This window comes from Pseudomonas sp. p106 (genome assembly GCF_003936645.1).
Taxonomy (GTDB): Bacteria; Pseudomonadota; Gammaproteobacteria; order Pseudomonadales; family Pseudomonadaceae; genus Aquipseudomonas; species Aquipseudomonas putida_E.
In genome coordinates this window covers 51,726-76,585 of sequence record NZ_RHQR01000014.1, presented here as the reverse complement: position 1 = coordinate 76,585, position 24,860 = coordinate 51,726, and the positions used below count along the sequence as shown (strand labels likewise).

The window sequence follows — 24,860 nt, the reverse complement described above, 5'->3', positions numbered from 1 at the left end:
AGCGCTTACAAGATCAATCCGGCCGCCACCGCCCGCTCATGGCACAGCTTGAGCACCGCCCGGCGTTCGGTATTGTCCATCCGCCCCCAACGGCCGATCTCCGCTACGGTGCGCTGGCACCCGGTGCAGACATCCTGCTCGTCCAGCGCGCAGATGCTCACGCAGGGCGAAGCGACCGGGCGTTCGGTAGCGATCACCTCACTCATCGTCCACCACCAGGTCCCGCGCATAACGCTGGGCGTTGTGAACATAGTGCGCGGCGCTGGCCTCGAGCATGCGCTTCTGCTGCTCGGTCAGCTCACGCACCACCTTGCCGGGCGACCCCATTACCAGCGAACCATCGGGGATTTCCTTGCCTTCGGGGATCAGTGCATTGGCGCCGATGATGCAGTGTTTGCCGATGCGCGCACCGTTGAGGATCACAGCATTAATGCCGACCAGGCTGTAATCGCCAACCGTGCAACCGTGCAGCATGGCGTTGTGGCCCACGGTCACGCCTTTGCCCAATGTCAGCGGCGAACCCATGTCGGTATGCATCACGGTACCGTCCTGGACGTTGCTGTCCTCGCCGATATCGATCAGCTCGTTGTCGCCGCGCAGCACCGCGCCGAACCACACACTGGCGCGCGCCTGCAGGCGTACCTTGCCAATCAGCATGGCATTGGGTGCGGCCCAACTGGTGGCATGGCTCTCGACCCGCAGGTCGCCCAGGCGGTATTTCATTCTCGCTCCTCAGGAATCAGCGGCGACGGGGTGTGCCCCGTTCAGATCTCTATATAACGCTCGGGGGGCTGATGCAGGCTGATGCCTGCGTCGTACAGCAAGTTGACCAGTTCGACGATCATGATCGCCGACAGCCCCCAGATCTTGTATTCGCCATAACGATAGCTGGGCACATACCAACTGCGGCCCTGGTAATCGATACGGTGGGTGTGGTCGCGCGGGTCCTGGCGGAAAAATTCGAGTGGCACGCTGAATACTGCCGCGATCTCCGCATCATTGGCGCGGTATTCGACGAAATCAGGGATCACCCCGACGAATGGCGTCACTTTCAGCCCATGCAGGGAAATCAGCGGGCTCAGCGGGCCGAGCACTTCCACCAGGCCTGGCGGCAGGCCGATTTCTTCTTCGGCCTCGCGCAGCGCGGTGAATATCAAGTCGGGGTCTTCCGGGTCGCGCCTGCCACCGGGGAAGGCGACTTCACCGCCATGGGTGGAAAGCCCTTTGGCACGCAGGGTCAAGACCAGTTCGGGCGCTTCGCTGCGAGTAATGGGCAAAAGTACCGCCGCCTCGGGGAACCGTCGGTCGGTTTCCAGTGAAGCTGGTTGGTGGTTGCTCATTCGGCGAAGTAGCTCGTCCAGCATTGCGCACTCTCGTTTCCAAGGCCTGCCCTGCATGATGCACCAAAGCCGCGAAGCACCCAAGCCCTGTACGCTTGCGGCAGGCCTGCCTGGCACGCCAAGATAGCGTGGGCTCAAGGGAAGAACAGCATGAAATTTTGCAGCGCGTGCGGCCAGCCGGTCATTCAGCGGATACCCGAAGGCGACAGCCGCCTGCGGTATGTCTGCAATCATTGCCAGACCATTCACTACCAGAACCCGAACATCGTTGCCGGGGTGCTGCCGGTCTGGGGCAGCCAGGTGCTGCTGTGCCGGCGAGCCATCGAGCCTCGCCGCGGCTTCTGGACCTTGCCCGCCGGCTTCATGGAGAACGGCGAAACACTGGACCAGGCCGCCCGCCGTGAAACTGTCGAAGAAGCCTGCGCCCGGGTCGGCACGATGGCCCTGTACCAGTTGTTCGACCTGCCGCACATCAACCAGGTGCATGTGTTCTTCCGCGCCGAACTGGCCGACCTGGACTTCGACATCGGCGTCGAGAGCCTGGAGGTACGGCTGTTCGACGAACACGAGATACCGTGGGGCGAGCTGGCTTTCCGGACCGTCACACGCACACTAGAATGCTATTATCGCGACCGCATCGGGCAGCATTACCCCATAGGCCATGAGTACCTGCCACCGATGAGCGTTTCGCCCACCACTTAAGTTTGCAGGTACCGCTTCATGCGCTGGTTGTTCGCCCTTTTCTGCCTTTGCGTTACCTCGGTGTCCCAGGCGGCCTTCACCGAGACCATCATTCGCAAGCCACAGCCGCCTTTGCCGGCACAATCGCAATCGCAGGCGGCCATGCAGCCACTGATCGACAAGGTGCTGGTGATCAAGTCCGAGCGCCGCCTGCAGTTGATCAGCCGTGGCGAACCGCTGAAAACCTACCGCATCTCGCTGGGCAAGCAGCCCAAGGGCGCCAAGCAGCGCGAAGGCGACAAGAAGACCCCCGAGGGCCTGTACTGGCTGGACTGGCGCAAGCAAAGCGACCGTTTCAACCTGTCCATGCACATCACCTACCCGAACATCAGCGATGCAGCCCGGGCCACACGCGAGGGCTGGAGTGCCGGCAGCATGATCATGATCCACGGCACCCCGATCAACGACGAGTATCCCGAATGGTATTTCCATACGCTTGACTGGACCGACGGCTGTATCGCCATGCGCAACTCGGACATGCGCGAGGTCTGGGACCTGGTGCCGGACGGCACATTGATCGAGATTCGGCCCTGATAGTCCAGTATTCCAATTGAGGCTGTAGGAGCCTTCCCACTTCAATTAAGCATCCGCCCTACTGCCGTGTAGGCAGCAGACTGCATCCAATCGACTGGCAAAGTTTTTAGCATCCACGCAAACGAGTACGCAGGCCGTACGCCATTTGCGGGGTTCCTCCATGCCAGCCCGATACGGCCACATCGCCAGCAGGCTGCTTGCCTGCTGCATGACGAGCTTGCTGGCCATGCAGCAGGCATGGGCGGACGACCCTGCCAGCCAGCAACTGCGTGATCAACAGCGAACCTTGCGCCAGCTCGAGCAGCAACAGCGGCTGCAGCGCTGGCAGCGCCCTCCAGCGGCGCAACACAGCGACGCCCTCGCACCGAACCCACCCAGCGACAGCCGCTGCTGGGAGATAGCCGGCGTTCGCCTGGCCGGCAACCGGCAGCTTTCGGCACAGGCGCTCGAGCCGGCCATCCAGGCGCTGATAAAGCCCTGCATGGGCATCGCCGACATCAACCACCTGCTCAAGGCCATCACCCAGCGCTACGTGCACGCCGGTTACCCGGCCAGCCGCCCCTATCTGCGCCAAGCGCCAGCGCATGACACGCCGTTGGACATCGTCATCATCGAAGGCTTCGTCGAGTCGATCGAGCTGGCTGCCGAGCTGCCGCTCTCCCTGAACAGCGCATTCCCCCATCTGCTGGGCAACCCCCTGTACCTGCCAGACCTTGAGCAGGGGCTGGACCAGCTCAACCGCCTGCGGGCCTACGAGCTCAGTGCCGACCTGTTGCCGGGCGAACTGCAGGGTGGCACCCGGGTGCTGCTGCAGCCTCGCCAAGTGGCTTCACGCTGGCACCTGGACAGCCGCTTCGATAACCGGGGCAGCCCGCTGACCGGGCGTCACCGCCTGAACCTCGGCATCGGCGTGGACAGCCCCTTGGGCCTGAACGACGACCTGCGCCTGTCACTGTCGACAACGGTCATCGATGCTCCGGGGCGCAGCCAGGGCGTCACCCTCTACTACAGCATCCCCTACGGCCCATGGAATTTCACGCTCAATGTCGGCCAACTGCGCTACAACGCGCCGATTCCGCAAGGGCGGCACGACAGCAACGGCAACAGCAGCTACCAGAGCGTCAGCGCCGAGCGCATGCTCTGGCGCAACCAGTACGGCATGCTCAGCGCCAGCGCCCGGCTGGACCGCAAACAACTGATCAACCGCGCCGGCTCTGCAGTCATCGGCCTGCAGAGCCCCACCCTGACCAGCGTGGAGGCCGGGCTCAACCTGCTCTGGCTGGACCACGGCCTGTGGAACGCCTACATCGGCGTCGCCCAGGGCACTCGCTGGCTGGGCGCTGAGCAACCCGCCCAGCACGCAGCTGCGCCGCAGCTCGACTTTCGAAAATACCGCGCCAGCCTGCTGCACCTGCGCCAAGGGCCAGCGAACTGGCCGTGGCGCTGGCAAAGCGAACTTGGCCTGCAGTACAGCACCGATGTCTTGCCGGCCGTCGAGCAAATGTTGTTGAGCGACGATTCGGCGGTGCGTGGCTTTCGCCTGCGTACCTACAGTGGCGCCAGCGCCGCCACCTGGCGCAATACCTTCAGCCAACCGCTGGCATTGCCCTGGACCACACCGGCTACGGTGCGCCCCTACCTGGGCCTGGACCTGGGCTGGGAGCGGCTGGCGCAAGGCGCTTCGCCGCGCCGGCTGGCAGGTGCCACGGCGGGTATCGAAGTGAACCTGCCGCACAGCCGCCTGCGCCTGGACTATCAGCGCGCCCTCTATGCCAGCGACCTGCAGCGCCCGCTGCTCGAACCCGGATTCTGGGTACTTGAATGGGCCCTGAACATCTGATTCACCCACAACAAAGAGAACGAGAACATGCAGACACTCTCGCAGATACCCGCAATCCGCCCCGATACCTTGCGCTGGGCCATTTTCCTCGCCCTGCTCGCCTCCACCAGCGCGCTGGCCGAACACGGCCTGGAGGCGGCCACCGGCCCTGGGGGTACGCCGCTCATCAGCAACAATCATGGCGTACCTGTTATCGACATCGTCGCGCCCAACGCCAGCGGCCTGTCGCACAACCAGTTCCTGGACTACAACGTCGCCCGCCCCGGCGTGGTACTGAACAACGCCCTCCAGGCCGGGCAGTCGCAACTGGCCGGCGCGCTGGCGGCCAACCCCCAGTTCCAGGGCCAGGCGGCCTCGACCATCCTCAACGAGGTGATCAGCCGCAACGCCTCGCTGATCGAAGGCCCACAGGAAATCTTCGGCCGCCCGGCCGACTACATCCTGGCCAACCCGAACGGCATCACCCTCAATGGCGGGACCTTCATCAACACCACCCGGGCCGGTTTCCTGGTAGGTACACCGGAGCTGCAGGGCGAACAGCTCAAATACCTCAACACCCTCAATGCCAGTGGCACGCTGCAAGTGCTCACAGGCGGCCAGCACAATGCCGAGGGCGCGCTGGACCTGATCGCGCCGAAGCTCGACAGCAAGGGCGTGCTCTCGGCCAGTGGCGATCTCACCGTGACCGTTGGCCGCAACCGCATGCGTCACGACGACGGGCAGGTCATCGAGCATCTGCCGGGCACGCCGTCCAGCATCGACGCCAACCTGTTCGGCGCCATGCGTGCCGGGCGCATTCGTGTGGTCAGCACTGCCGAGGGCGCGGGGGTGCGGGTGGGGCCGGTGCAGATCAAGGCCGACCAGGGCATCACCCTTCAATCTGCCGGCGCACTGCAGGTCAGCGGGCATGAAAACCGGCCCGGGGAACTGCTCAGCGAACACGGCGCATTGCAACTCACCGCTGCCGATGACCTGCGCCTTGGCGCCGTCGACGGCAAAGCCGAGCGTATCGAGATAAAGGCTGGAAAGAAGCTCACTCTGGATGCCGAAAGCCGCCAGAGCATCGCCCGCGAGCAGGAAAGCTGGAACAAAAAGTTCCTCTTCGTTACCCGCGAGACCTACCAGCGCGAACGTACCACCACCGCCGACCAACTGCGCGGGGCGCAGCTGCAAGCCAGTGACAGCGTGCTGTTGCAGTCTGGCGCCGACATGCGCCTGTTGGCAGCCAATGTGGATGCGGGCGGCGACCTGACACTCGACAGCGCTGCCAACCTGGATATCAGTGCAGGCACCAACAGCCAACGTATCGAGGAGCAGGTACGCCACCGCAAAGACCTGTGGCGCGGCGACAGCGATACCAACCAGTACAAGGAATCAGCACAAGGCAGCACGCTCAATGCCGCGCGCATGACGGTCAAGGCCAATGACACGCTCACCGTGCAAGGCAGCAAGCTGCACAGCCGCGCCGGCCTGGACATCAACGCCAGCAACGTCGAAATCGGCACAACGGCGCTGCAGGAACAGGGCACACGCCGCAACTACCGTGGCGACCTGGTATCGGGCACCTTTTTTGGTGACCGCAAAGGCAACGATACCCAAGGGCAGAGCGTAGCCGGCAGCGCTGTCACAGCCGATGGCAAGCTGAACGTTGCGGCCGAACAGGTGGGCATCAAGGGCAGCACCGTCCACGGCGCCCAAGACGCGGTGATGTACAGCGAAAAAGGCGCCCTGGCGATCGAGGCAGACCACGCCAGCACTGTTGCCACCGACCGCGACAGCAGCAGCAAGTTGTTCGGCCTGATCGGCAACGATCGCGAGCGCACGCAGCGCAAGCAGCAGGTGCTGAGCAGTGACGTCAGTTCTGCCAGCAACCTGCGGTTGGCCAGTGCTGAAGAATTGCGCATCCAGGGTTCGAAGGTGAAGGCCGGCGGGCATCTGCAGGTCGAGGCCAAGGGCGACCTGTTGATCGGTAGCACACAGTCAAGCGATGAGAGCGAAACACGCAGCCAGCAGCGCGGTTTCACGGCCAGCGCCAAACAGACCGCAGAAGCCGAAGACGGCAAGCCCGAGTCGCGCCAGTACGCCGCCGGCGTTGCTTACGAGGTGGTCACCAGCACAGGCCAACAACGCGAAACGTCGCAGGTGGCCAGCGAATTGACGGGCGCTACGGTTGGCCTGGACAGCGGCGCGCAGCTACAGGTCAACGGTTCCAGCGTACAGGCCAATGCGGGCGACCTGAACGTGCAGGCCAAACAGGTGAGCCTTGGCGTCACACGCAACGAGCGCGTGTCGTCCGGCAGCTCTACCCAAAGCGGTGGTGGCCTGACGGTGACCGGCGGTATGGATCGGCTGGGCAGCCTGTTCGAAGGCCATCGCAACAACGAAGTCACCACCGAACGCGACAGCAAGACGCAACGCACCGGGCTGCAGGCCAGCGGCGACCTGAAGCTCAGCGCCGACGAGTTGGTCACCGAAGCTGCACGCGTCAACGCAGGCGACACCCTTCAGGTAACTGCCAAGCGCATTGAGAACCGTGCCGTGCAGGACACCCATGAACGTGAAGTGCAGCGCAATGACTGGTCAGGCAGCATCGGCGCCAGCCTGGAGTACCGTGACGTGACCCGGCCGATCGAACGCTTGGTACAGGGCGAAGAAGCGGCGCGCTTCCAGCAAGCCTCGCCCGAAGACGCAATGGTGGCACCGAGCGTTGGCGGCGACATGACCCTGGACCACCTCAAACGCTTGGAAAACCAGCGCCGCGGCTTTGCCCAGGTGAGCGAACTGGCAGGGGGGCACGTGAAGGTCAAGGCCGATACCCTCGATGACCAGGGCACCACCTGGCGTGCCAACGCCGGCGCCCTGCAGGTCGACGCCCAGCAGCACCACCTGCGCGCCGCCGAAAACACCCGGGAAGATAACGTGCAGCGCCTGGCCTACGGCGGTGACCTGCGCGTGGATACCAGTTCGGGGAGCGACCTGAACGTCCGCGCTTCCGGCAAGGGCGGCTCGCAGGGCAAGCAGGATACCGCCAGCACCGCAGTGCCGGGCAGCCTTTATGGGCAACAGGGCATTCAGGTGCAGTTGGGTAGCGACGGCCGCTACGAAGGCACGCGCATCGATGGCGGTGAAGGCGACGTAGTGATCCAGAGTGGCACTACACTGTCGCTGGCCCAGGCCACCGACCACGCTCAACAGCGCGCTCGCCAGCTCGATGGCAACGCCTGGGCCAAGGTCGGCAACCGCCCGGGCAGCACTGGCGTCGACGGCCGAGGCTATCTCGACCATGCCCAGCAGCAGGCTACGCAAACCAATGCCCAGGTGGCGCAGGTCGACGCCAAAGGCCAAGTGCGCCTGACCAGCGGGGGCGACATGCTGCTCGAAGGCACGCGTATTGGCAGCCGCGAGGCCAAGGTCGGCGATACACTCCTGCAAAGCGATGGCCGCCTGCAGGTCAAAGCTGCGAGCCATACCCAGCAGCACACTGGCGGGAACCTGGGTGGCGGCCTGGAGCTGGCCGTGAAGACCGGCACCACCCAAGGTGGCGCCATCGGGGGCCATTTCAACCATGGCAAGAAGAACGAGGATGCCCGCCAGGCCATCGATGCGCAGTTCCAAAGCGCGGGCAAATTGACCCTCGACAGCGGCACCCGCGAGGATATCGCCGTGCATCTCCAGGGCCTGCAGGCATCGGCCGAGCACATCGGCATCAATGCCGCCAAGGGCGGCATGCTGATCGAAGCGTCATCCAACGTCGAGCGGCGCGACAACCTGGACATCACCGCCGGCGCCGGCTTCAACACATCCAAGGGCGGCACCGACACCCTTGGGCTGCACGGCCGTGTTCAGGTCAACCTCGACAAGCGCGACAACCTCATCTGGAACGCCGGCAACCTGCGCGCCGAGCGTATCGACCTGCAAAGCCGCGGCGACACCCGCATCGAAGGCGTAAGCCTGGAAGCCGGGCGCATCAGCGGCGCAATCGACGGCGATCTGCGCATCGCCAGCCGCAAGGACAGCGTCGATACCCTGACCGTAAAAGGTGATGCACGGCTGAGCAAAGAGAAAAACCCGCAAGGCTATGTGAACGCTGCCACGGCCGTCGCAGGGCCGCTGGGAAGCAAGGTCAGCGAAAAAGCAGGTTCCGCCCTGGCCAAGGCCGACCCGGGCGTTTCGCCAACCTTCAGGCTCGATGTGTCGCATGTTCAGCGTGATGGCGTAGCCCAGCAGACGGCGCTCAAGGGCAGCGATGGGGTAGACCTGACGGTTGGCGGTGACGCTCACCTGACGGGCGCCCGCCTGCACTCGGCCAAGGGTGAGGTAAAACTCACCGCCAACGCGGTGACCAAGGAAACGCTGAGCGGCAATGATTACCGCCGGGATGTGTCGATCGATGCGTCGAACTCGCCGGTAGACCTGGGTACCGCCATTGCCCAGATCAGCAAAGGCAAAGGTGCCGCAGACGGCGAGAATGCACTGGACCTTGGCTTGCTGCGCACCAGTGGGCATAGCCGAAGTGAGCAGTGGGCATCGGGGATTGAAGGGAAAGCCAACTGATCCACAGGCCCTGTCGTCGGCAAACCGGCGATAGGGCCATGCACGTCACGTCAACCGCTGCTTACCAACGCCACTCCCCCTGCCCCGTCAATGCCTGTGGCCCCAGCAACCGAGCAGCGCGCAGCAGCGGTGTAAGGGCCGCGTCCGGCTGCAGTTCGGCCGCCACCACTGCGTGGCGCCCCAGAAGGTCTGCATCCAGCGCCAACTGATGCTCGCCCTGTTGTATCAGTTGCCCATGCAGGCGCCAGCCTGTGCGGCAATCCATTTCTACCCAGCCCTGCCCCAACCCCAGCGACCAAGGTTCACTCAAGGCGAGGTCGGTGACCGTGATGCGGCCTTCGCTGGTTCGGCACTGCCCCCCCGCGCCTTGCAGGCGCAGCGTGCCCTGCCACTGCCCGGCCAGCCGATAGGCCGTCTGCACACTCGCCTGGGGAGCCTGTGCAGTGACGTCCAACCGCCAGCGCCATGGCCAGCCTTCGGCATGCAACTGCCAGCCCTGGCCCTGAAAGCCCAGCTGTGCGTTGGCCTGCAAGCGCCAAGGCTGCAAGGCCCAGCGTACGGGGCCGGCAGGCCCGAACTGCTGCGCCTGCCCCTGCCACAGGCTGCCGCTGACCGCATGCATCGGCAGGCCCAAGCCCTTTGCAACCCAGGACGCCGGCAACTGCACCAGCAAGGTCAGGCTGAACACCAGCCCGGCCCACAGCAGCCCACGGCGGCTCATGGCTGCACCACCAGGTCGAAACGCAGGCCCTTGGCATCCTGTTCCAGGGCCCACTGCAGCGGTTGCGCACCCTCTGCGCGCAAGGCCTGCAGCCAGCGCTGCAAAACCTGCTCATCGGCCACCTGGCCGCGCAGTTGCCACACCTTGCCTTGCACCTCGACCTCGGCAACTTCGACCCGCCGCGCCTGAGCAGACTGACGCAGCCGCTCCAGGCTCACGCCTGGCCCGCTGGGGAAGGCGGCGGCCTGCACTGCCAGCCCATGCCACTGGCTGAGCTCGCGCCATTGCGACACGCCTTGGCGCAGTGCCAGCAACGCCAGCAGAAAGCCGATCAGGCACCAGGCGAGCAACAATCGATGACGCTGAAACCACGCTCGGGTCATGTTGGCGCTCCCAGATCGAAAACCACGTGCGCCGCTGGCGCAGCGCTCAGTACCTGCACCGCCGCTCCGGCGGCGCTTGCCATTTCTTGCCAGGGCGGCTCGCTCCCCTCGCCCTGCAGGCGCAGGTGCCAGCGCTGGCCGTCGAAGCGCACCGCTTGCAGGCGCCAGCCTGGGTGCTCATGCAGCCAGGCCTGCAGGTGTGCTTGCAGGTCTTGAAGCTGACGCTCCCGCAGTTGCTGTTGCAGTTCGCTTTCGCGCAGGCGCTTGAGGGCCTGCGCCGCTTGCCGAGGGCTGGCCTGGGGGTCGGTCACGGCCAGCACCTGCGTGCGCCAGGTTTGTACCTGCCGCCATTGCTGGCCCGCCCATAGCCCGCACCACACCACGGCCAGCACCAGGCAGGCGACAACCAGCGCGCGCGGCAGGGCCGGCACACGGGGCGCCGAGCGGGCCTGACGGGTTCGCTCGAACAGGCTTGGCAGCGTGTCGAGCGACGCCAGCGTTCCCGGCCAGCGCCCGACCTGGGTGGCTTTGCGCAGGCTATCCCAGGGCTGCTGCGGTACCTCACCCAGCGCGTCAGGCCAGGCCAGCCAATGGGCGCTCCCCTCTTCGCTGCGCCCCAGGTACAGGCACAGGCCAGGCGCGCGCTGCCACTGCCAGCCCGTCCCGGGCTCAGGCGTGGGCAACAATTGGAACTCGGCCCAACAGCGCTCGATCTGCAGCCCCCATTCGCTGCACTGGCCACGCCATTCGTCCAGCGCCTGGCGGGCTACCGCCAGCAGGCGCAACTGCCCTGCCTGGCGAGCGAGGCAAGCGCACTGCACCTGTTCGGCGTTCTGCAGCAAGTGGTCTTCCAGCAGCAAGGGCCACTCATCACGCTTGAGGCCCGGCGGTGCAGCCAGCTCGAACTGGCTGCACCGCTCGCCCGGGATGATCAGCGCTACCTGTGCGTCCAGGTTCGCCGGGGGCTCGCCCTGGCCTTCCCGTTGGGCCACACCGTTTTCAACCAACAGCCAGTCCCAGATCACGCCCGGGCGCAGCAGCAACCAAGACCGCGCCGGCGCACGTCGCCGCCATTCAAGCTTCATGAACGCCCCCAAGGGAGCGTGAAGGTGCAGACATAGGGGGCTCCATCACGCTGCAGTTGCACGCGCACACCACGGCCGGGGTGCGCGGGTTGGTCGGAAGGCCAGGGCAGCCATCGGCCTCCCTGGTGATAAAGAACATTCAGCGCACTGACCTGCTGCAGCTGCTCGCGCACGACCCAACGGGGTTCGCTGGCGGCGTACAGGTCTGCCGAGGTTTCCAGCATCAGGCGTTGTTCGCGGGGGTCGAAACGTAGGCGTTGGCGCTGCAGCCGTGAGCCACCCTCGGCCTCTGGCACAGCCGTGGCTGCCACCCACAGCAACTGCTGGCGATCGGGCTGCCAGTCGAGCCAGCGGCTGGCCAGTGGCAGGCGCTGCTCATACACCCGGCGCAGTACCGGGCTGTCAAAGCGCCGCTCCAGCGCAAGGCAGAACTCCAGCACACTGTTCTCCTGGCGGGTTACCTGCAGCCGCTCGCGGACCTTGAGCCAGCCATTGACCAGCGCCGCGAGCATGACCCCCAGCAGCGCGGTCAAGGCCATGGCCACCATCAGTTCGATCAGGGTCAAGCCTGCCTGGCGCCGCTTCATGGACGCTCCAGAAAAACCGTGTACTGGCCCAACGGCAGGCGCTGATCGCGGTCGGCATACAGTTGCATCTCGCCGCGACGCAGGTCGCGCACGCCGGTACGGCGCAGCTGCATCTGCCAGTGGCACGCCTGCCCGCCCTGGTTCAACACCCCACTGGGCTGGTTGCTGGCCGGCCAGTACCGGTCCACGGCAAAGCGCGCCTGCAGCTCGCGAGCGCACAGCACGCCAAGGCGATGCTGTTGCACGCTGTCCTGCACTGCCAGGCGCTGGCGCAGAACCTGGCTGGTGATCACCGCCAGCACAGCAGCAATCGCCAGGGCCACGGTCACCTCCAGCAGGGTGAACCCCTGTTGCGTGCGCTTCATGGTGACAACCCCACTCGCAACTGGCCGTCACGCCCCCACGCCCAGCGCTGGCTGCCACCTGCCCAGTGCCAGCGCACCGAACCCGGCTGGGCCCACCCTTGCGGCGTGAACTGCAGATGCGGCTGCAGGCTGGCCGGCCAGTCGGGGCGCAGCCCTTTGGGCCAGTCCCCAAAGCTGACCGGTTCGGCCACCCAGCCCTCGCGCTCACGCCGCACGAACTCCGGGTGTTGGCCGGTCCAGCGCAGCCCGCGCAATTGCCCGGCATGCCGGGCCAGTGCAGCCTGGGTGTGGACGTGCGCCGCCAGCCGCTGCAACGCCTGATCGACGCTGGCCTTGCCGCTGTCCAGCCAGGCCACCGCAAGCCCGGTCATGAGGCCGGCGATGGCCAGCACCACCAGCAATTCGAGCAGGCTGAAACCGCGCTGTGGGCGCATCGCTCACAGCGCCCAGTTACCCAGGTCGGCGTCCTGGCCTTCGCCGCCCTGTACACCATCGGCGCCCAACGAATACACATCGACCCGGCCATGCTCGCCAGGCATGCGGTACTGGTACGGGGTGCCCCACGGGTCCTCCGGCAGGCGGCGTACATAACCATCGCTGCGCCAGGCACGCGGCAGCGGCTCCTGGGTCGGTTTTTTCACCAGCGCAGCCAGGCCTTGCTCATTGCTGGGAAAGCGCAGGTTGTCCAGCCGGTACATGTCCAGCGCCTGCTCGAGCGTGCTCAGGTCGGCCATGACCTTCTGCCGCATGGCCTTGTCCTGGTTGCCGAGCACGCTGGGCGCGACCACGGCGATCAGCAGGCCGATGATGAAAATCACCACCATGATTTCCATCAGGGTGAAGCCGTGTTGGCGCTTGCGTCGATGCTGCATGGGGTTGCTCCTTGTCATCTACAGTTGCAGGCCCTGGTTGAGCTGCATGATCGGCAGCAGCACCGCCAGCACGATGAACAGCACTACGGCGCCCATCACCAGGATCATCAGGGGTTCGAAAAGCGCCATGGCCGTATCCACCTGGCGGGCAAAGCCACGCTCCTGGTCGTCGGCCACGCGCTCGAGCATGTCGGCCAGGGTGCCGCTGGCCTCGCCACTGCCGACCATGTTCACCAGCAACGGCGGGAACTGCTGGCAACCATCCAGCGCCCGGTGCAGGCTGGTGCCGCCCTGCACCTGCTGGCGCACCTGCTCCATGGCCAGGCGGATACGCCGGTTGCCGACGGTTTCAGTGGCCACCTGCAAGGCTTCGAGCAAGGCAACACCGCTGCTGGTGAGGATCGCCAGGCTGCGCGCCAGGCGGGCACTCTCCAGCACCTGCAACAGCCCCCCCACGCGTGGCAGGCGCAGCAGCAGGTCGTCGCGGCGCAGGCACCAGTGCGGCTTGCGCAGCAACCAGCTGGCCAGCAGCGACGTGAGGATGGCCAGCCCCAGTAGCCAGGGGCCGGCGTGCACCAGGCCTTGGCTCAGGCCGATCAGCAATGAGGTGATCAGCGGCAGGCTCTGCCCGGCATGGGCAAACTGTTCGGTGAGCTTGGGTACGACGAAGGTCATCAGGCCGATCACCACCGCCAGTGACACGCCCATCAGCACGCAGGGGTAGATCAGTGCCGTACGCGCCTTGTGCTGCTGGCGCTGCACCTGTTCCAGGTGGTCTGCCAGCCGGGTAAGCACCTGGGCCAACCGCCCGGAGCGCTCACCGGCTTCGACCAGCGCGCAGTACAGACCGGTGAACGGCGCGCCCTGGCGGGCCAGGCTACGGGCCAGGCCCAGGCCCTCGGCGAGCGAGCCACGCAGAGCCACCAGCACCCCGTGCAGGGCTGGCTGGCGCAACTGGCGCTCAAGCGTCGCCAAGGCATCGACCAGCGGGATGCCCGCGCCGGTCAAGGTCGCCAGCTGGCGTGTCAGCTCACACAGTTGGGCACGGCTCAGGCGTTGTCGGCGCGGCTGCCGGGCACCGCTTTCGAAGCGCTGCAACTGGCGGGGGAACAAGCCCTGCTCGCGCAGCAACTGGCGTGCGTGGCGTTCGGTATCGGCCTGCAGGCTGGCTTTGTGGGTCTTGCCGGCTAGATCAACGGCCTGGTAGCGAAAGGTCGGCATGGGTCAGCCCTGCACCACACGCAGTACTTCGGCCAGGCTGGTCTCGCCGCGGGCCAGGCAATCACTGGCCATCGCCACCAGGCTCTGGCGGCGCTCGGCCAGGTAGTCGTGCATGGCCAGTTCACTGGCGCCGTCATACAGCAGGCCGATCAGGCCAGCGTCCAGTTCGATGAATTCGTACAGGCCCAAACGACCGATATAGCCAGTGCCCTGGCATTGCTCGCAGCCCACCGCGTGGTAGCTGCTGCCCAGCGCCGCCAGCTCAGGCCACAGCGCCCGTTCGGCCGGCTGCAGTGGCTGCGCCACCGCGCAATGGCACAGCCGCCGCACCAGGCGCTGGGCCAGCACGCCACGCAGGCATGAGGCGATCAGGAACGGCTCGACGCCCATGTCGCGCAAGCGGGTGACCGCGCCCACTGCGCTGTTGGTGTGCAACGTCGACAGTACCAAGTGGCCGGTGAGGCTGGCCTGCACGGCGATCTGCGCGGTTTCCTGGTCGCGGATTTCACCGAGCATGATCACGTCCGGGTCCTGGCGCAGGATGGCGCGCAGGCCAGTGGCAAAGGTCAGCCCGGCGCGCGGATTGATGGCCGTCTGGCCAATGCCGGCGATGGCGTATTCCACCGGGTCCTCGACGGTGAGGATGTTGCGGCTGCCGTCATTGAGGCTGTTGAGGCTGGCGTACAGGGTGGTGGTCTTGCCCGAGCCGGTCGGCCCGGTGGACAGCACGATACCGTTGGGCCTTGTCAGGCAATTGCGCAGGCCGTGCAGCACTGCGTTGGGCATGCCCAGGTTGCCCAACGCCAGCAAGCTGGCCTGCTTGTCGAGCACGCGCATCACCACGCGCTCGCCATGGATACCGGGCAAGGTCGAGACGCGCACGTCCACCTCACGCCCGGCGGCGCGCAAGGTGATGCGACCGTCCTGGGGCTGGCGCTTCTCGGCGATGTCCAGGCGCGCCATGACCTTGATCCGCGACACCAGCATGGCCGACAACGCGCGCGGCGGGCGCAACACCTCGCGCAGGTGGCCATCGACACGCAGGCGCACCACCAGGCTCTGCTCAAAGGTCTCGATATGAATGTCCGAAGCGCGCAGGCGCAGGGCCTGGCCGAACAGGCCGTTGATCAGGCGGATCACCGGGGCCTCATCATCGCTTTCTAGCAGGTCCTCGATGCGCGGCATTTCGCTCATCAGGCTGTCCAGATCAACCTGTTCGCCGATGCCTTCGATCAGTGCTTCGGTGGCAGCATCCCCGGCCTGATACAACTGGCCGAGGCGTTCGTCGAACGGCGCAGCTTCCAGGTAGTGCAGTGCCACGGGCTGGCCATGCACACGCAGCAGTTCCTGCAGTTGGTTACTGTCGGCATCGCGGCGCAGCCACAACTGCCAGCCGGTATCCGCCGGGGCCATGGCCAGCCCGGCCTGACGCGCAAGGCGATAGGGCAGCATCACCAGTCGCCCCCGTCCAGGCGCGCGCGGCTGGCCGGGAATACCCGCAGCAGCTGGCCGTCCTGCGCAAGGCCTGGCAGCTTGAGCGGCGTGGTCTGCTGCAGGGTGCGGTACTTGTCTTCGCTCAAACCCGCCAGGCTCGGCCCGTCACGCAGGATGCGCGGGCGGATGAAGACCATCAGGTTCTGCTTGGTGTTCTTGCTGGCCTCGGAACGGAACAGCCGGCCCAGCCCCGGAATATCCCCGAGAAACGGTACGCGTTGATCGCTGGTGCTCAGCTCATCGCTGATCAGGCCGCCAAGAATCACCAGGCCATTGTCCTCGACCATGACCTTGGTCTTGATCTCGCGCTTGTTGGTGATCACATCGCTGGCGGCGCTGGAGTCGGCGATCGACGAGACTTCCTGAACGATGTCCAGGCGTACGCTGTTGTCGATGTTGATTTGCGGCTTGATGCGCAGCTTCACCCCGACTTCCTTGCGCTCGATGGTCTGGTAGGGGTTGGCGTTGTTCTGCGTCACGGAGCCGGTGACGAAGGGCACTTCCTGGCCGACCAGGATCGATGCCTCGGCGTTGTCCAGGGTCAACAGGGTCGGCGTGGACAGCAGGTTGAAGCCGCTCTTGCCCTTCAGTGCGTTGATCAGCATGGCGAAGTTGAAGCCACCGCCGAAGTGGCCGATGCCGGCAGTCACGCCCGTGGTGGCCGACAGCAGGTCGCCCAGCGCTTCGTTGTCGCCGCTGGCGGCGGCGCCCGCGATGTTGGCGATGTTCACCCCGTTGCTGCCGAAGTTGACGATGCCGGCGCCGAACTTTTCGTCGGCGAACAGCCACTGCACACCAAGCTCCTGGGCACGGCTGTCGGACACTTCGGCGATGATGGCCTCGACCACTACCTGGGCGCGGCGGATGTCCAGCTGCTCGACGATGGAGCGGTAGGCGGCCAGCTCGCTGTCGGGGCCGACCATGACCACGGCGTTGGTGCCCTCCTCGTACTCCAGGCGTATGCCCGAATCGCTGGCGGCGGCCATCACCGGCTTGTCCTTGGCCTCGCCTTCGCCTGCTCCCTCGCTGGGCACACCGCCTTCCTGGCTCAACCCGCGCAGCACCTTCACCACTTCGCCAGCATTGGCATGGCGCAGGTAGATCACCTGCGTGTTGCTGCTGTGCCGGTTCTCACTGGGCTGATCGAGCTGGCCCAGCAGGGCTCGCACACGGTCGGTGCTGCCACGCACCAGCAAGGCATTGCTGCGCGGGTCAGCCACCACCTGGGTGCTGTCTGCGCCCTGCTCCCGGGCCAACAGGCGGGTCAGCAACTGCGCGGTGTCGGCGGCGCTGGCATGGCGCAGGGGCATGACCTTCAGGGGTTCGTCACTGACCTGGTCAAGCTGGCGCAACAGGCTGTCGATGCGTTCGAGGTTGCTGCGCCAATCGGTGACCACCAGCAGGTTGGCCGCAGGATAAGGGGTGATCACACCAACACGCGGGTCGATCAGCGGCTTGAGAATACCGAGCATCTGCTCGCTGGCGGCGTTACGCACATTGAATACGCGGGTGGCCACGCCATCACTGCCTTCGCTGTGCTTGCCGGCGGCTTCAACTGGCACCGGCTCCAGGCGCGCGGCCTGGTCGGGGACGATCTTCACACTGCCATTGGGCAGATCGACCGCGGCATAGCCTTGGGCACGCAGCTGGGCGAGAAAGATGTCGTAGATGGCATCGGCATCGTGGCGGTCGACGGTACGCACCGTGACCTTGCCTTTGACCCGCGGGTCGACAATGAACGTGGTGCCGGTGATGCGCGACACGCTGTCGATGAATTCGCCCAGTTCGGTGTCGACGAAGTTCACCTCGTAAAGCGGGGTGCCGTTGTCATCGAAGGTTTCCGGTTCTTCTGCCCAGGCCGCAGCAAGAGCCAGGGTCAAGGCAGCGGCCACGCAATATTTCACCAGCATTGTTCATCCTTGCCGCTTGAAGCCGGTCACGGCGGGGCGTGGCGGCCAGGGCAAGCGTTCACGCCGCCCCTGGTTGTCGAAAATCAGGCCATCGGCGTCGATGTCCTGCAACACGATCCCCGGTGCCAGGCGCTGGCCGCGGCCCAAGGTGCGCACCTGCTGGCCGTAGCGCAGCACCACGACGCTGGCCGACAACGGCTTGGCCTTGAGGCCGCCCAGGTACTGCAATGGCAACCGGGTGAGCGCAATCGAGCCGTCGTCGCCTGGCGCTTGCCAATGGCCAACCAGCAACCCCGGCAGCGGGGCGTCGACGGTAACCGGGGCGCTGGCCGGTTGCGGCTGGCGCGCCAGTTGCAGCACGCATTGAGCGGCAAGCCACCCGGCCAGCGTCAGCAGGCCACCGGTCATCAGGCGAGCGGCGAATGTCATGACATCAGCTGCCGTGGGTGCCAGCCTGGGTGGCCTTGCACGTAGCGCACCTGCGGCACTTGCAAGGCCGCCAGTTGCCAACCCGGCTGCTGCCGCCCGAGCCAGGCCTCGACCCTTTGCCACAACGGCTCACCGGCTTGGGGCTCGAATTGCAGACCAAAGGTGCGGCACAGGCCCTGCACCGGATCCAGGCCGGTGATGCGCTTGCCTTGCGGGCTGTAGCTCACCTGCCAGGCCTGGCCCTGCCAGCGTGGCAGGTCCTGGCTGTTGTCCAGCAGCAAGGGGTCACCGAACAGTTGCTCGGCGGCGTTTTCCAGCACCTGCTCGACCTGCCGGGCCGGCGCCTCGACCACTGGTGCCGGGTAGCCGCCGGTGAGGCTGATCAGGTGCTCGCGCGTGATGGCCTCGCCAGCGGCCAATGGGTAGTCATAGCGCAGGCCCGGCAACAGCACCGGCATGCTGCTGTCATCGGCCAGGGCCTGGTGCAGCAAACGGTCCCAACTGCCGCCACGCGTGTCGCGACGCCACAGCGCCTGTGGCGCAACCGCCAGCGGCTGGTCGAGCCACGCTGCATGGCCTGCGCGCTGCTGGCGCAACTCGGCCTGCAACTGGCTGGCGCGCAACTGCGCTGCGGGTGAGAGTTGCTGGGCCAATGCAGGAAAGAAGCGCCCATCGAACTGCCATTGCCCGGCAACCTGTTGGCAACGCAGGCGAAACGCACCACTGCCCCGGCAACCGGCAAACAACACCGGGATGCGCCGGCCACTGGCCTGGGTCGCCTGCACAGGTGTGGGCCACAGGTCCTGGCCACGTGCGCAGAGCAGCACGTCGATCTGCGCCACGCGCTCGGCCAGCCACAGGCCCGGGCCGGTGCCGACATCCGCCAGCGCCACCACCAGGTCCGCTTCGCGGCGGGCCTGCTCGAAGGTCGGCAGCAGCGATTGGTACCACTGTTTGAGCGAGGCTTTCTGGTCCTGGGCGTAAGGGTCGGTGACGCCCACCACGGCGATGCGTGCACCGCCGCGCTCGAACACGTGCAGAGGCTCCAGGCCCAAGGTTTTGCGTTGTTCGTCGGCAATACCCGCAGCAAGGGTCATCGCTGAAGACTGGTGGTAAAGGGCGGCACTGCGCTGTGGCCAAAGCACGCGTTCATCACTGCTCACACGGGCTTCGCTGCCCAACAGCTGGCTGCCCTGCACACCGCTCTCGCCCTGGGTCAGATAGGCCAGGCCACTGCCGTTCCAGCCCTGGCCGTTCTCGAGGGTCAGGCTATTGCCCGGCCCCACCTCGGCGCGCAGCTGTTCCAACAGGGCCGCGAGCACGGCATAGCCACCCAATTGCACGCCGGCCGCCTGACTGGCATCGAGCAAAGGCGCGAGTTGAGGGTAAGCCACGCTGGCGCTGTCGCCGGTCATCCAGGGGGCACGGCCCAGGTGGCTGACCGGGCCCAGGCGGGTCGCCGGCACCACGGGCTGGCCGGGCTGGCGCGCATCGAGGGTGTCGGCGACGTACAACAGGTCCAGGCTGGCATTGCCGCCGCGCTGGCCCGGGAATGCAGAACAGGCACCGAGCAACGGTGCCAGGGCACCGACACCCATCCATCTGATCATTTCGCGCCTGTACACACTGCTTGCCATCGGGCCCGCCATCCTTATCCGAGTTCTCTTTGGGCCCCGGATGTTGCGGCGTTGGCATTACAGTTTGATGGCAGAAATCCGACAACCATTCCAGATTGTTCTGTCTGGCACAGCGATAAGAACTTAATGTTTTAAAGCGACGTTAATATTTCTGCCAAAGAATCATCATCTTTGCGCACTAAAGTCGCGGTTTCCTCCAACTCAGCCAATACAAGGACACCCTGATGAGTCGAGAAACCGGCGACAACCTGGACCGCAACCACAGTGGCAACCTGCCGATGGCCAGCGTCATGGACGCCTACCTTAGCCGTCGCAGCGTGATGCGCGGCAGCCTGGGTGCCGCTATCGCCATGATTGCCGGTACCGGCCTGACCGGCTGCTTCGACAGTGGTGGCGGTTCCGACAACGATGACCCGGCCACCGAGCCGCCGGTTACCGAACCTGAAGTACCGAAACTGGCGCTGGGCTTCCAGTCCATCGCGGGTTCACGCACCGACGCCTGTGTCGTCGCCGCCGGCTACAGTGCCTACGTGCTGGCACCGTGGGGCACGCCGATCAACAGCAACGCCAACCCCTGGAAACCGGACGGCAGCAATACCTCCAGCGACCAGGCCAATGCCATGGGCATGCACCATGACGGCATGCACTTCTTCCCCATCAATGGCAGTTCCGAAGACGGCCTGCTGGCGATCAACTTCGAATACATCGATGCCGCCGCCCTGCACCCCAACGGCCCGACCACCGACGCCAGCGGCAATCGCCCGGCCGAAGAAGTGCGCAAGGAAATCAACGCCCACGGTGCCGGCGTGGTGCGCCTGCAGAAGCTCAACGGGCGCTGGCAGGTGGTCGACAACGACCCGCTCAACCGCCGTTTCACCACCGCCTCACGTATGGAAATCACTGGCCCGCTGCGTGGCACCGACCACGTCAAGACCAAGTATTCGGCTGACGGCACGCACTGCCGCGGCACCAACAACAACTGCGGCAACGGCTACACCCCGTGGGGCACTTACCTGACCTGCGAAGAGAACTGGCCTGGCATTTTCGTCAACAAGGACACCCGTCCGGAGGACCAGCGACGCATCGGCGTAGGCACCTCCAGCGGCCAGTACAAGTGGGAGACCGCTGCTGGTGACAGCACCGAAGAAAACGATGAATTCGCCCGCTTCGACGTGACCATCAAAGGTGCCAGCGCCACCGACGACTACCGCAACGAAGCCAGCACCTATGGCTACATCGTCGAGATCGACCCGTACAACAGCAGCACCCTGGCCACCAAGCGCACCGCACTCGGCCGCTTCCGCCACGAAGGCTGCTGCCCGGGCCTGCCGGTGGCCGGTAAACCGCTGGTCTGGTACATGGGCGACGACTCCAACAACGAGTACCTGTACAAGTTCGTCTCCACCGCGGTGTGGGATGCCGCCGACGCAAGCCCGGCCGACCGCCTGGCCACCGGCGCCAAGTACATGGACCAGGGCAACCTCTACGTGGCCCGCTTCAATGCAGACGGCACGGGCGAGTGGATTCTGCTCGACGTGACCACCGCCACCACTGCCGGCAGCACCCTCGGGGCGCTGTACGGTGACCTGGCAGGCATCATCCTCAACACTCGCGGTGCCGGTGATGCAGTGGGCGCAACACCGATGGACCGCCCGGAATGGACAGCGGTAAACCCGCTCAATGGCGACGTCTACCTGACCCTGACCAACAACAGTGCGCGCACCCCGGAAAAAGTCGATGCGGCCAACCCGCGTGGCCCGAACCGCCACGGCCACATCATCCGCTGGCACGACAGCGACGATCACGTGAGCTTCACCTGGGATATCTTCGTGTTCGGTGCCAACGCCGCCGGCACCGCAGACATCAACCGCTCGGGCCTGACCGAACTCAACCAGTTCGCCAGCCCCGACGGCATGAGCTTCGATAGCCGTGGCGTGTTGTGGTTCGAGACTGACAACGGCGAGAGCACGGTCACCGATTACACCAACGATCAGTTGCTGGCGGTGATCCCTACCGACCTGGTGGATGCCGCTGGCAACCAAATACCGGTCAATGCCCAGAACCAGGTGGACTTGCGCCGCTTCTTCGTCGGGCCGAACGGCAGCGAGGTGACCGGGATTGCCTTCAGCCCGGACAACAAGTCGATGTTCGTCAATATCCAGCACCCGGAAAACTGGCCTTACACCGACAAGGCCACCGATGTGACCCCAGCGGGGACCACGGTACGGCCGAGGGCTTCGACCGTGGTGATCCAGCGCGATGATGGCGGGGAGATCGGGACCGTCTGATCCGTTTTTGCATCAGGGCCGCTGCGCGGCCCAATCGCCGGCAAGCCGGCTCCTACAGGTATGGGAGCCGGTTTGCCGGCGATTGGGCTGCACGGCAGCCCTTGAACATGATCACCAGGCCATTGGTGCCCGACTCTTCACCCGCACCTGCTGCGCCGGCACCCGCGCATGCCACTGCACCACCCCCAACGCCTCCAGCTCAAACGCGCTGCGTATCGTCCTGCCCTGTTCTTCGAACGAAAGCTGCAACTGAAAATGCCCACTGTTGAGCAGCAACCCTTCGCTCAACCGCTCAAACGTTTCGTCATCCACCGCCCCCAGCGCCTGACGCAACGCTGCGGCATCTACATAGCCCGACGCCGGCCGACCACTGACGATGCGGCTGAGCAACGAGCGGGGATACCGCCCTTCATAAAGCGCCTCCAGCAATGGCAGATGCTCCAGGCCTACAGCATTGGCATTCAGACGCCAGCCGGTGGTCTGCGGCAAAGCACACAACATCGGATAACGGCGCTGGCGCGAGGCATCCGCTTCGAGCAGCAGGTTCAACTCACTGGTGTCCAGCATCGGCTGGTTGGCCGCCAGACGAGGCGGCTGCTGGCGCAGATACTGGGCACTTTCGGCGCCTTGCAGGCGTGCATCGCTGTCGCTGTCGAGCCAGTCTGCCAAGGCGTCGACCAGACGTTGCGCGGCCATGTTGTCGCCCAGCAAACGCCGTAGCTGGCGCTCGGCACGTTCACCGTCATCCCCCAGCAGCGCATTGACGTTGAAACAGGTGTGCTGGTCGTACACCCGCAGTTGTGCCTGGCCGGCGCCAAAATCGTACGTCAACGGTTGCCCCCGCAGCGCCTGCCAGAACAGCGGGCTAAGCCGCCAGGCGGGGTCACGCAAGGCCTGCTCGGCATAGGCCAGGCCAGCCTGCTCCATGGCCCGCACCTGTACCCGTTGGCGCAGCAGCTGTACGTCATCGACCTGACGCCGCCCGTCCTCCACCAGCCAGGCCATACCCGCTGCGAGCATCGCCAGTACCACCAACACCATCAGCAGCGCGGCGCCCTGCTGTCGCTTGCCACCCATGGCGCAGCACTCCTCTTATCGAACAAGGCGCCAGTCAACAGGGGAGTTGTTGCAGGCAGATTGCAAATACCTTGCAGTCATGTTCGCGTCATCTACGCGAGGCAGGATTGGCCTTTCTTTTCATGGCCTTACAGGAGTGGTCGTAATGGGTGGCATCGGAATCTGGCAACTGGTGATCGTACTGATGATCGTGTTTCTGCTGTTTGGCACCAAACGCCTCAAGGGTCTGGGCAGTGATGTTGGCGAAGCGATCCAGGGCTTTCGCAAGTCCATGGGGGGCGACAGCGATGCCAGCACCCAAACTGCAGCACCGCAGGTACAACAGGAGCCACTGACCCGTTCGCCTGCGCCACAGCCGCACGCGGATCGGCAGGCCTGATGTTCGAGGTAGGCTTCAGCGAGATGCTGCTGGTGGGCATCGTCGCGCTGCTGGTGCTTGGCCCGGAACGCTTGCCCGTCGCGGCGCGTACGCTGGGCCGTGGCCTGGGCCAGGCGCGCCGGGCAATGCAGGGTTTGCGCGCGCAGATGGAACGCGAAATCGACATGCCCAACCTCGACAGCGCGCCATTGCAACGCCTCGAGCAGGAGCTGCGCCAGGGCATCAGCCTCAAGGCGGAACCGGCCACTGACGCTGCAACGGCCACGGTCATTCGGGAGACCACCTCATGAGTATCGCCCTGGACCCGGCGGCACACATGCCGCTCACCGGTCACCTGCGCGACCTGCGCAGGCGCCTGGTGCGCTGCCTGCTACTGGTCGCGCTGGTGTTCGCCGGCCTGTTCCCCTTCGCCCAGCAGCTCTACACACTGATTTCCGAACCGCTGCGCCGCTTCCTTCCGGAAGGCGCCAGCATGATCGCCACCAGTGTCACCTCGCCCTTTCTCACACCGTTCAAGCTGACCGCGATGTGTGCGCTGTTCGTGGCCATGCCGCTGCTGCTGCATCAGGCCTGGGGTTTTCTTGCGCCGGGCCTTTACCGCCGCGAGCGGCGCATCGCCCTGCCCTTGCTGGTGTCGAGCATTGTGCTGTTCTACGCCGGCATGGCGTTCGCCTTCTACCTGGTATTCCCGATGATGTTCGGCTTTTTTGCCAGCGTGACACCAGACGGCGTGGCGATGATGACCGACATCAGCCAGTACCTGGACTTCATCATGGCGCTGTTCCTGGCGTTCGGCCTGGCCTTCGAGATCCCGGTGGCAACGTTCATCGTGGTCTGGGTGGGGCTGGCCGACGTGGCCACATTACGGCGCAGCAGGCCCTACGTAGTTGTCGGCTGCTTTGTGGTGGGGATGGTCCTGACGCCGCCGGATGTGTTCTCACAGACCATGCTGGCGGTGCCGATGTGGGTGCTGTTCGAGGTGGGGTTGCTGGCGTGTGCCGGGTTGCGGCGGGAGGGGCAAGCGCCGCAGAGCGTCGCTGAATGAACCGGGTTCATCGCCGGCAAGCCGGCGATGAACTCAGCTCGGCCTAGAAATCGGCGAGGCGCCAGACTTCGTAGGCCGGTGTTTCGTAAGGATGGCTCTGCCTGAGCGCAGCGACGACCTGGGCAATCAGGTCGTCGGCCACCACCAGCTCCACCTTCCACTCCTCCACCACCTCGACCTGGCCGGTTTGCCCAAGGAACGGCTGGCTGCCGTCCAAGGGGCGAAACTGGCCGTGGCCCAGGGTTTGCCAGGCGCAGTGGTCGTAGTCGCCGATAAGCCCGCCACCGGCGGCGAACACGGCGGCCTTGACCACGTCGACGTGGCTGGCCGGGACGAAGAAGGCGAGCTTGTACACGCC

The 24,860-nt window shown here is 65.4% G+C and carries 25 protein-coding genes; 8 read left to right on the top strand and 17 right to left on the bottom strand.

Annotated elements, in window-relative coordinates:
* Positions 1-5 precede the first annotated feature (5 nt).
* Genes EGJ09_RS17645 through EGJ09_RS17635 form a run of 3 tightly spaced genes read right to left on the bottom strand, consistent with a single transcriptional unit; the run spans position 6 to position 1,364 of the window.
* Positions 6-206 (bottom strand): DUF1289 domain-containing protein, encoded by a 201-nt coding sequence (locus tag EGJ09_RS17645; protein ID WP_039602028.1) that lies wholly within the window; start codon positions 204-206, stop codon positions 6-8.
* Positions 199-723 carry a gamma carbonic anhydrase family protein gene (locus EGJ09_RS17640; RefSeq protein WP_039602029.1) on the bottom strand — a complete coding sequence of 175 codons (525 nt, stop codon included), beginning with the start codon at positions 721-723 and terminating at the stop codon, positions 199-201. Before EGJ09_RS17640 ends, EGJ09_RS17645 begins: the two co-directional genes overlap by 8 nt.
* A 41-nt stretch (positions 724-764) precedes the next feature.
* The gene (locus EGJ09_RS17635) at positions 765-1,364 is read right to left on the bottom strand and encodes a CoA pyrophosphatase (protein ID WP_046784375.1); all 600 of its coding nucleotides are present in this window, start codon (positions 1,362-1,364) and stop codon (positions 765-767) included.
* Between the two features lie 126 nt (positions 1,365-1,490).
* Between EGJ09_RS17635 and EGJ09_RS17630 the strand changes: the two genes are divergently transcribed.
* The 4 genes from EGJ09_RS17630 to EGJ09_RS17615 all read left to right on the top strand — a co-directional run bounded on the left by EGJ09_RS17630 (position 1,491) and on the right by EGJ09_RS17615 (position 9,009).
* Positions 1,491-2,042 carry an NUDIX hydrolase gene (locus tag EGJ09_RS17630; RefSeq protein WP_046784376.1) on the top strand — a complete coding sequence of 184 codons (552 nt, stop codon included), beginning with the start codon at positions 1,491-1,493 and terminating at the stop codon, positions 2,040-2,042.
* Between the two features lie 18 nt (positions 2,043-2,060).
* On the top strand, positions 2,061-2,615 hold the full coding sequence (locus tag EGJ09_RS17625; protein ID WP_012315982.1) for a murein L,D-transpeptidase family protein: 555 nt from the start codon (positions 2,061-2,063) through the stop codon (positions 2,613-2,615).
* 160 nt (positions 2,616-2,775) lie between these two features.
* Entirely contained in the window at positions 2,776-4,455 is a 1,680-nt protein-coding gene (locus EGJ09_RS17620) for a ShlB/FhaC/HecB family hemolysin secretion/activation protein (protein ID WP_125924477.1), read from the top strand.
* A gap of 27 nt (positions 4,456-4,482) precedes the next feature.
* Positions 4,483-9,009: a hemagglutinin repeat-containing protein gene (locus EGJ09_RS17615; RefSeq protein ID WP_125924476.1), complete on the top strand. Its 4,527-nt coding sequence runs from the start codon at positions 4,483-4,485 to the stop codon at positions 9,007-9,009.
* A 61-nt stretch (positions 9,010-9,070) separates the two neighbouring features.
* Here EGJ09_RS17615 and EGJ09_RS17610 read toward each other — a convergent pair whose 3' ends face one another.
* From EGJ09_RS17610 to EGJ09_RS17555, 12 genes are read right to left on the bottom strand one after another with little or no spacing between them, the layout of a single operon-like run.
* The gene (locus EGJ09_RS17610) at positions 9,071-9,730 is read right to left on the bottom strand and encodes a general secretion pathway protein GspN (RefSeq protein WP_125924475.1); all 660 of its coding nucleotides are present in this window, start codon (positions 9,728-9,730) and stop codon (positions 9,071-9,073) included.
* A complete protein-coding gene (gene gspM / locus EGJ09_RS17605; RefSeq protein ID WP_046784380.1) occupies positions 9,727-10,113 on the bottom strand; it encodes a type II secretion system protein GspM in 387 nt (128 codons plus the stop codon). The genes EGJ09_RS17610 and gspM overlap by 4 nt, the downstream gene beginning before the upstream one ends.
* On the bottom strand, positions 10,110-11,198 hold the full coding sequence (gspL, locus tag EGJ09_RS17600; RefSeq protein ID WP_125924474.1) for a type II secretion system protein GspL: 1,089 nt from the start codon (positions 11,196-11,198) through the stop codon (positions 10,110-10,112). The genes gspM and gspL overlap by 4 nt, the downstream gene beginning before the upstream one ends.
* Positions 11,195-11,785 carry a type II secretion system protein gene (locus tag EGJ09_RS17595; RefSeq protein ID WP_046784381.1) on the bottom strand — a complete coding sequence of 197 codons (591 nt, stop codon included), beginning with the start codon at positions 11,783-11,785 and terminating at the stop codon, positions 11,195-11,197. The genes gspL and EGJ09_RS17595 overlap by 4 nt, the downstream gene beginning before the upstream one ends.
* Entirely contained in the window at positions 11,782-12,150 is a 369-nt protein-coding gene (locus EGJ09_RS17590) for a type II secretion system protein GspI (protein WP_125924473.1), read from the bottom strand. The genes EGJ09_RS17595 and EGJ09_RS17590 overlap by 4 nt, the downstream gene beginning before the upstream one ends.
* Entirely contained in the window at positions 12,147-12,584 is a 438-nt protein-coding gene (gene gspH, locus EGJ09_RS17585) for a type II secretion system minor pseudopilin GspH (protein ID WP_046784383.1), read from the bottom strand. The genes EGJ09_RS17590 and gspH overlap by 4 nt, the downstream gene beginning before the upstream one ends.
* Positions 12,585-12,587: 3 nt before the next feature.
* Complete coding sequence (gene gspG / locus EGJ09_RS17580) at positions 12,588-13,022, bottom strand: type II secretion system major pseudopilin GspG (RefSeq protein ID WP_046784384.1); 435 nt, start codon at positions 13,020-13,022, stop codon at positions 12,588-12,590.
* Between the two features lie 18 nt (positions 13,023-13,040).
* Complete coding sequence (gspF, locus tag EGJ09_RS17575) at positions 13,041-14,243, bottom strand: type II secretion system inner membrane protein GspF (protein WP_012315992.1); 1,203 nt, start codon at positions 14,241-14,243, stop codon at positions 13,041-13,043.
* 3 nt (positions 14,244-14,246) lie between these two features.
* Positions 14,247-15,695: a GspE/PulE family protein gene (locus EGJ09_RS17570; RefSeq protein WP_119687698.1), complete on the bottom strand. Its 1,449-nt coding sequence runs from the start codon at positions 15,693-15,695 to the stop codon at positions 14,247-14,249.
* On the bottom strand, positions 15,695-17,629 hold the full coding sequence (gene gspD, locus EGJ09_RS17565; protein WP_371316846.1) for a type II secretion system secretin GspD: 1,935 nt from the start codon (positions 17,627-17,629) through the stop codon (positions 15,695-15,697). The genes EGJ09_RS17570 and gspD overlap by 1 nt, the downstream gene beginning before the upstream one ends.
* 21 nt (positions 17,630-17,650) lie before the next feature.
* Positions 17,651-18,076 (bottom strand): pilus assembly protein PilZ, encoded by a 426-nt coding sequence (locus EGJ09_RS17560; RefSeq protein WP_115273988.1) that lies wholly within the window; start codon positions 18,074-18,076, stop codon positions 17,651-17,653.
* Positions 18,073-19,713, bottom strand: a complete 1,641-nt coding sequence (locus tag EGJ09_RS17555) for a lipoprotein UxpA (protein WP_125924472.1) — start codon at positions 19,711-19,713, stop codon at positions 18,073-18,075. The genes EGJ09_RS17560 and EGJ09_RS17555 overlap by 4 nt, the downstream gene beginning before the upstream one ends.
* Before the next feature lie 224 nt (positions 19,714-19,937).
* Here EGJ09_RS17555 and EGJ09_RS17550 point away from each other — a divergent pair, with 224 nt between their 5' ends.
* Entirely contained in the window at positions 19,938-22,001 is a 2,064-nt protein-coding gene (locus EGJ09_RS17550) for a PhoX family phosphatase (protein WP_125924471.1), read from the top strand.
* A 111-nt stretch (positions 22,002-22,112) separates the two neighbouring features.
* Here EGJ09_RS17550 and gspK read toward each other — a convergent pair whose 3' ends face one another.
* Complete coding sequence (gspK, locus tag EGJ09_RS17545) at positions 22,113-23,078, bottom strand: type II secretion system minor pseudopilin GspK (RefSeq protein ID WP_115273985.1); 966 nt, start codon at positions 23,076-23,078, stop codon at positions 22,113-22,115.
* A gap of 145 nt (positions 23,079-23,223) precedes the next feature.
* Between gspK and tatA the strand changes: the two genes are divergently transcribed.
* From tatA to tatC, 3 genes are read left to right on the top strand one after another with little or no spacing between them, the layout of a single operon-like run.
* Entirely contained in the window at positions 23,224-23,457 is a 234-nt protein-coding gene (tatA, locus tag EGJ09_RS17540; protein WP_046784392.1) for a twin-arginine translocase TatA/TatE family subunit, read from the top strand.
* On the top strand, positions 23,457-23,747 hold the full coding sequence (tatB, locus tag EGJ09_RS17535; RefSeq protein ID WP_046784393.1) for a Sec-independent protein translocase protein TatB: 291 nt from the start codon (positions 23,457-23,459) through the stop codon (positions 23,745-23,747). Before tatA ends, tatB begins: the two co-directional genes overlap by 1 nt.
* Positions 23,744-24,502: a twin-arginine translocase subunit TatC gene (gene tatC / locus EGJ09_RS17530; protein ID WP_119687701.1), complete on the top strand. Its 759-nt coding sequence runs from the start codon at positions 23,744-23,746 to the stop codon at positions 24,500-24,502. The genes tatB and tatC overlap by 4 nt, the downstream gene beginning before the upstream one ends.
* 43 nt (positions 24,503-24,545) lie before the next feature.
* Here the strand turns inward: tatC and EGJ09_RS17525 are convergent, their stop codons facing one another.
* On the bottom strand, positions 24,546-24,857 hold the full coding sequence (locus tag EGJ09_RS17525; RefSeq protein WP_125924470.1) for an NGG1p interacting factor NIF3: 312 nt from the start codon (positions 24,855-24,857) through the stop codon (positions 24,546-24,548).
* Positions 24,858-24,860: the final 3 nt, after the last annotated feature.

Excerpts from the sequence above, each read along its gene's own strand:
- EGJ09_RS17645 (WP_039602028.1), bottom strand. The coding sequence starts at position 206 with ATGAGTGAGGTGATCGCTACCGAACGCCCGGTCGCTTCGCCCTGCGTG.
- EGJ09_RS17640 (WP_039602029.1), bottom strand. The coding sequence starts at position 723 with ATGAAATACCGCCTGGGCGACCTGCGGGTCGAGAGCCATGCCACCAGT.
- EGJ09_RS17635 (WP_046784375.1), bottom strand. The coding sequence starts at position 1,364 with ATGCTGGACGAGCTACTTCGCCGAATGAGCAACCACCAACCAGCTTCA.
- EGJ09_RS17630 (WP_046784376.1), top strand. The coding sequence starts at position 1,491 with ATGAAATTTTGCAGCGCGTGCGGCCAGCCGGTCATTCAGCGGATACCC.
- EGJ09_RS17625 (WP_012315982.1), top strand. The coding sequence starts at position 2,061 with ATGCGCTGGTTGTTCGCCCTTTTCTGCCTTTGCGTTACCTCGGTGTCC.
- EGJ09_RS17620 (WP_125924477.1), top strand. The coding sequence starts at position 2,776 with ATGCCAGCCCGATACGGCCACATCGCCAGCAGGCTGCTTGCCTGCTGC.
- EGJ09_RS17615 (WP_125924476.1), top strand. The coding sequence starts at position 4,483 with ATGCAGACACTCTCGCAGATACCCGCAATCCGCCCCGATACCTTGCGC.
- EGJ09_RS17610 (WP_125924475.1), bottom strand. The coding sequence starts at position 9,730 with ATGAGCCGCCGTGGGCTGCTGTGGGCCGGGCTGGTGTTCAGCCTGACC.
- gspM (WP_046784380.1), bottom strand. The coding sequence starts at position 10,113 with ATGACCCGAGCGTGGTTTCAGCGTCATCGATTGTTGCTCGCCTGGTGC.
- gspL (WP_125924474.1), bottom strand. The coding sequence starts at position 11,198 with ATGAAGCTTGAATGGCGGCGACGTGCGCCGGCGCGGTCTTGGTTGCTG.
- EGJ09_RS17595 (WP_046784381.1), bottom strand. The coding sequence starts at position 11,785 with ATGAAGCGGCGCCAGGCAGGCTTGACCCTGATCGAACTGATGGTGGCC.
- EGJ09_RS17590 (WP_125924473.1), bottom strand. The coding sequence starts at position 12,150 with ATGAAGCGCACGCAACAGGGGTTCACCCTGCTGGAGGTGACCGTGGCC.
- gspH (WP_046784383.1), bottom strand. The coding sequence starts at position 12,584 with ATGCGCCCACAGCGCGGTTTCAGCCTGCTCGAATTGCTGGTGGTGCTG.
- gspG (WP_046784384.1), bottom strand. The coding sequence starts at position 13,022 with ATGCAGCATCGACGCAAGCGCCAACACGGCTTCACCCTGATGGAAATC.
- gspF (WP_012315992.1), bottom strand. The coding sequence starts at position 14,243 with ATGCCGACCTTTCGCTACCAGGCCGTTGATCTAGCCGGCAAGACCCAC.
- EGJ09_RS17570 (WP_119687698.1), bottom strand. The coding sequence starts at position 15,695 with ATGCTGCCCTATCGCCTTGCGCGTCAGGCCGGGCTGGCCATGGCCCCG.
- EGJ09_RS17560 (WP_115273988.1), bottom strand. The coding sequence starts at position 18,076 with ATGACATTCGCCGCTCGCCTGATGACCGGTGGCCTGCTGACGCTGGCC.
- EGJ09_RS17555 (WP_125924472.1), bottom strand. The coding sequence starts at position 19,713 with ATGGCAAGCAGTGTGTACAGGCGCGAAATGATCAGATGGATGGGTGTC.
- EGJ09_RS17550 (WP_125924471.1), top strand. The coding sequence starts at position 19,938 with ATGAGTCGAGAAACCGGCGACAACCTGGACCGCAACCACAGTGGCAAC.
- gspK (WP_115273985.1), bottom strand. The coding sequence starts at position 23,078 with ATGGGTGGCAAGCGACAGCAGGGCGCCGCGCTGCTGATGGTGTTGGTG.
- tatA (WP_046784392.1), top strand. The coding sequence starts at position 23,224 with ATGGGTGGCATCGGAATCTGGCAACTGGTGATCGTACTGATGATCGTG.
- tatB (WP_046784393.1), top strand. The coding sequence starts at position 23,457 with ATGTTCGAGGTAGGCTTCAGCGAGATGCTGCTGGTGGGCATCGTCGCG.
- tatC (WP_119687701.1), top strand. The coding sequence starts at position 23,744 with ATGAGTATCGCCCTGGACCCGGCGGCACACATGCCGCTCACCGGTCAC.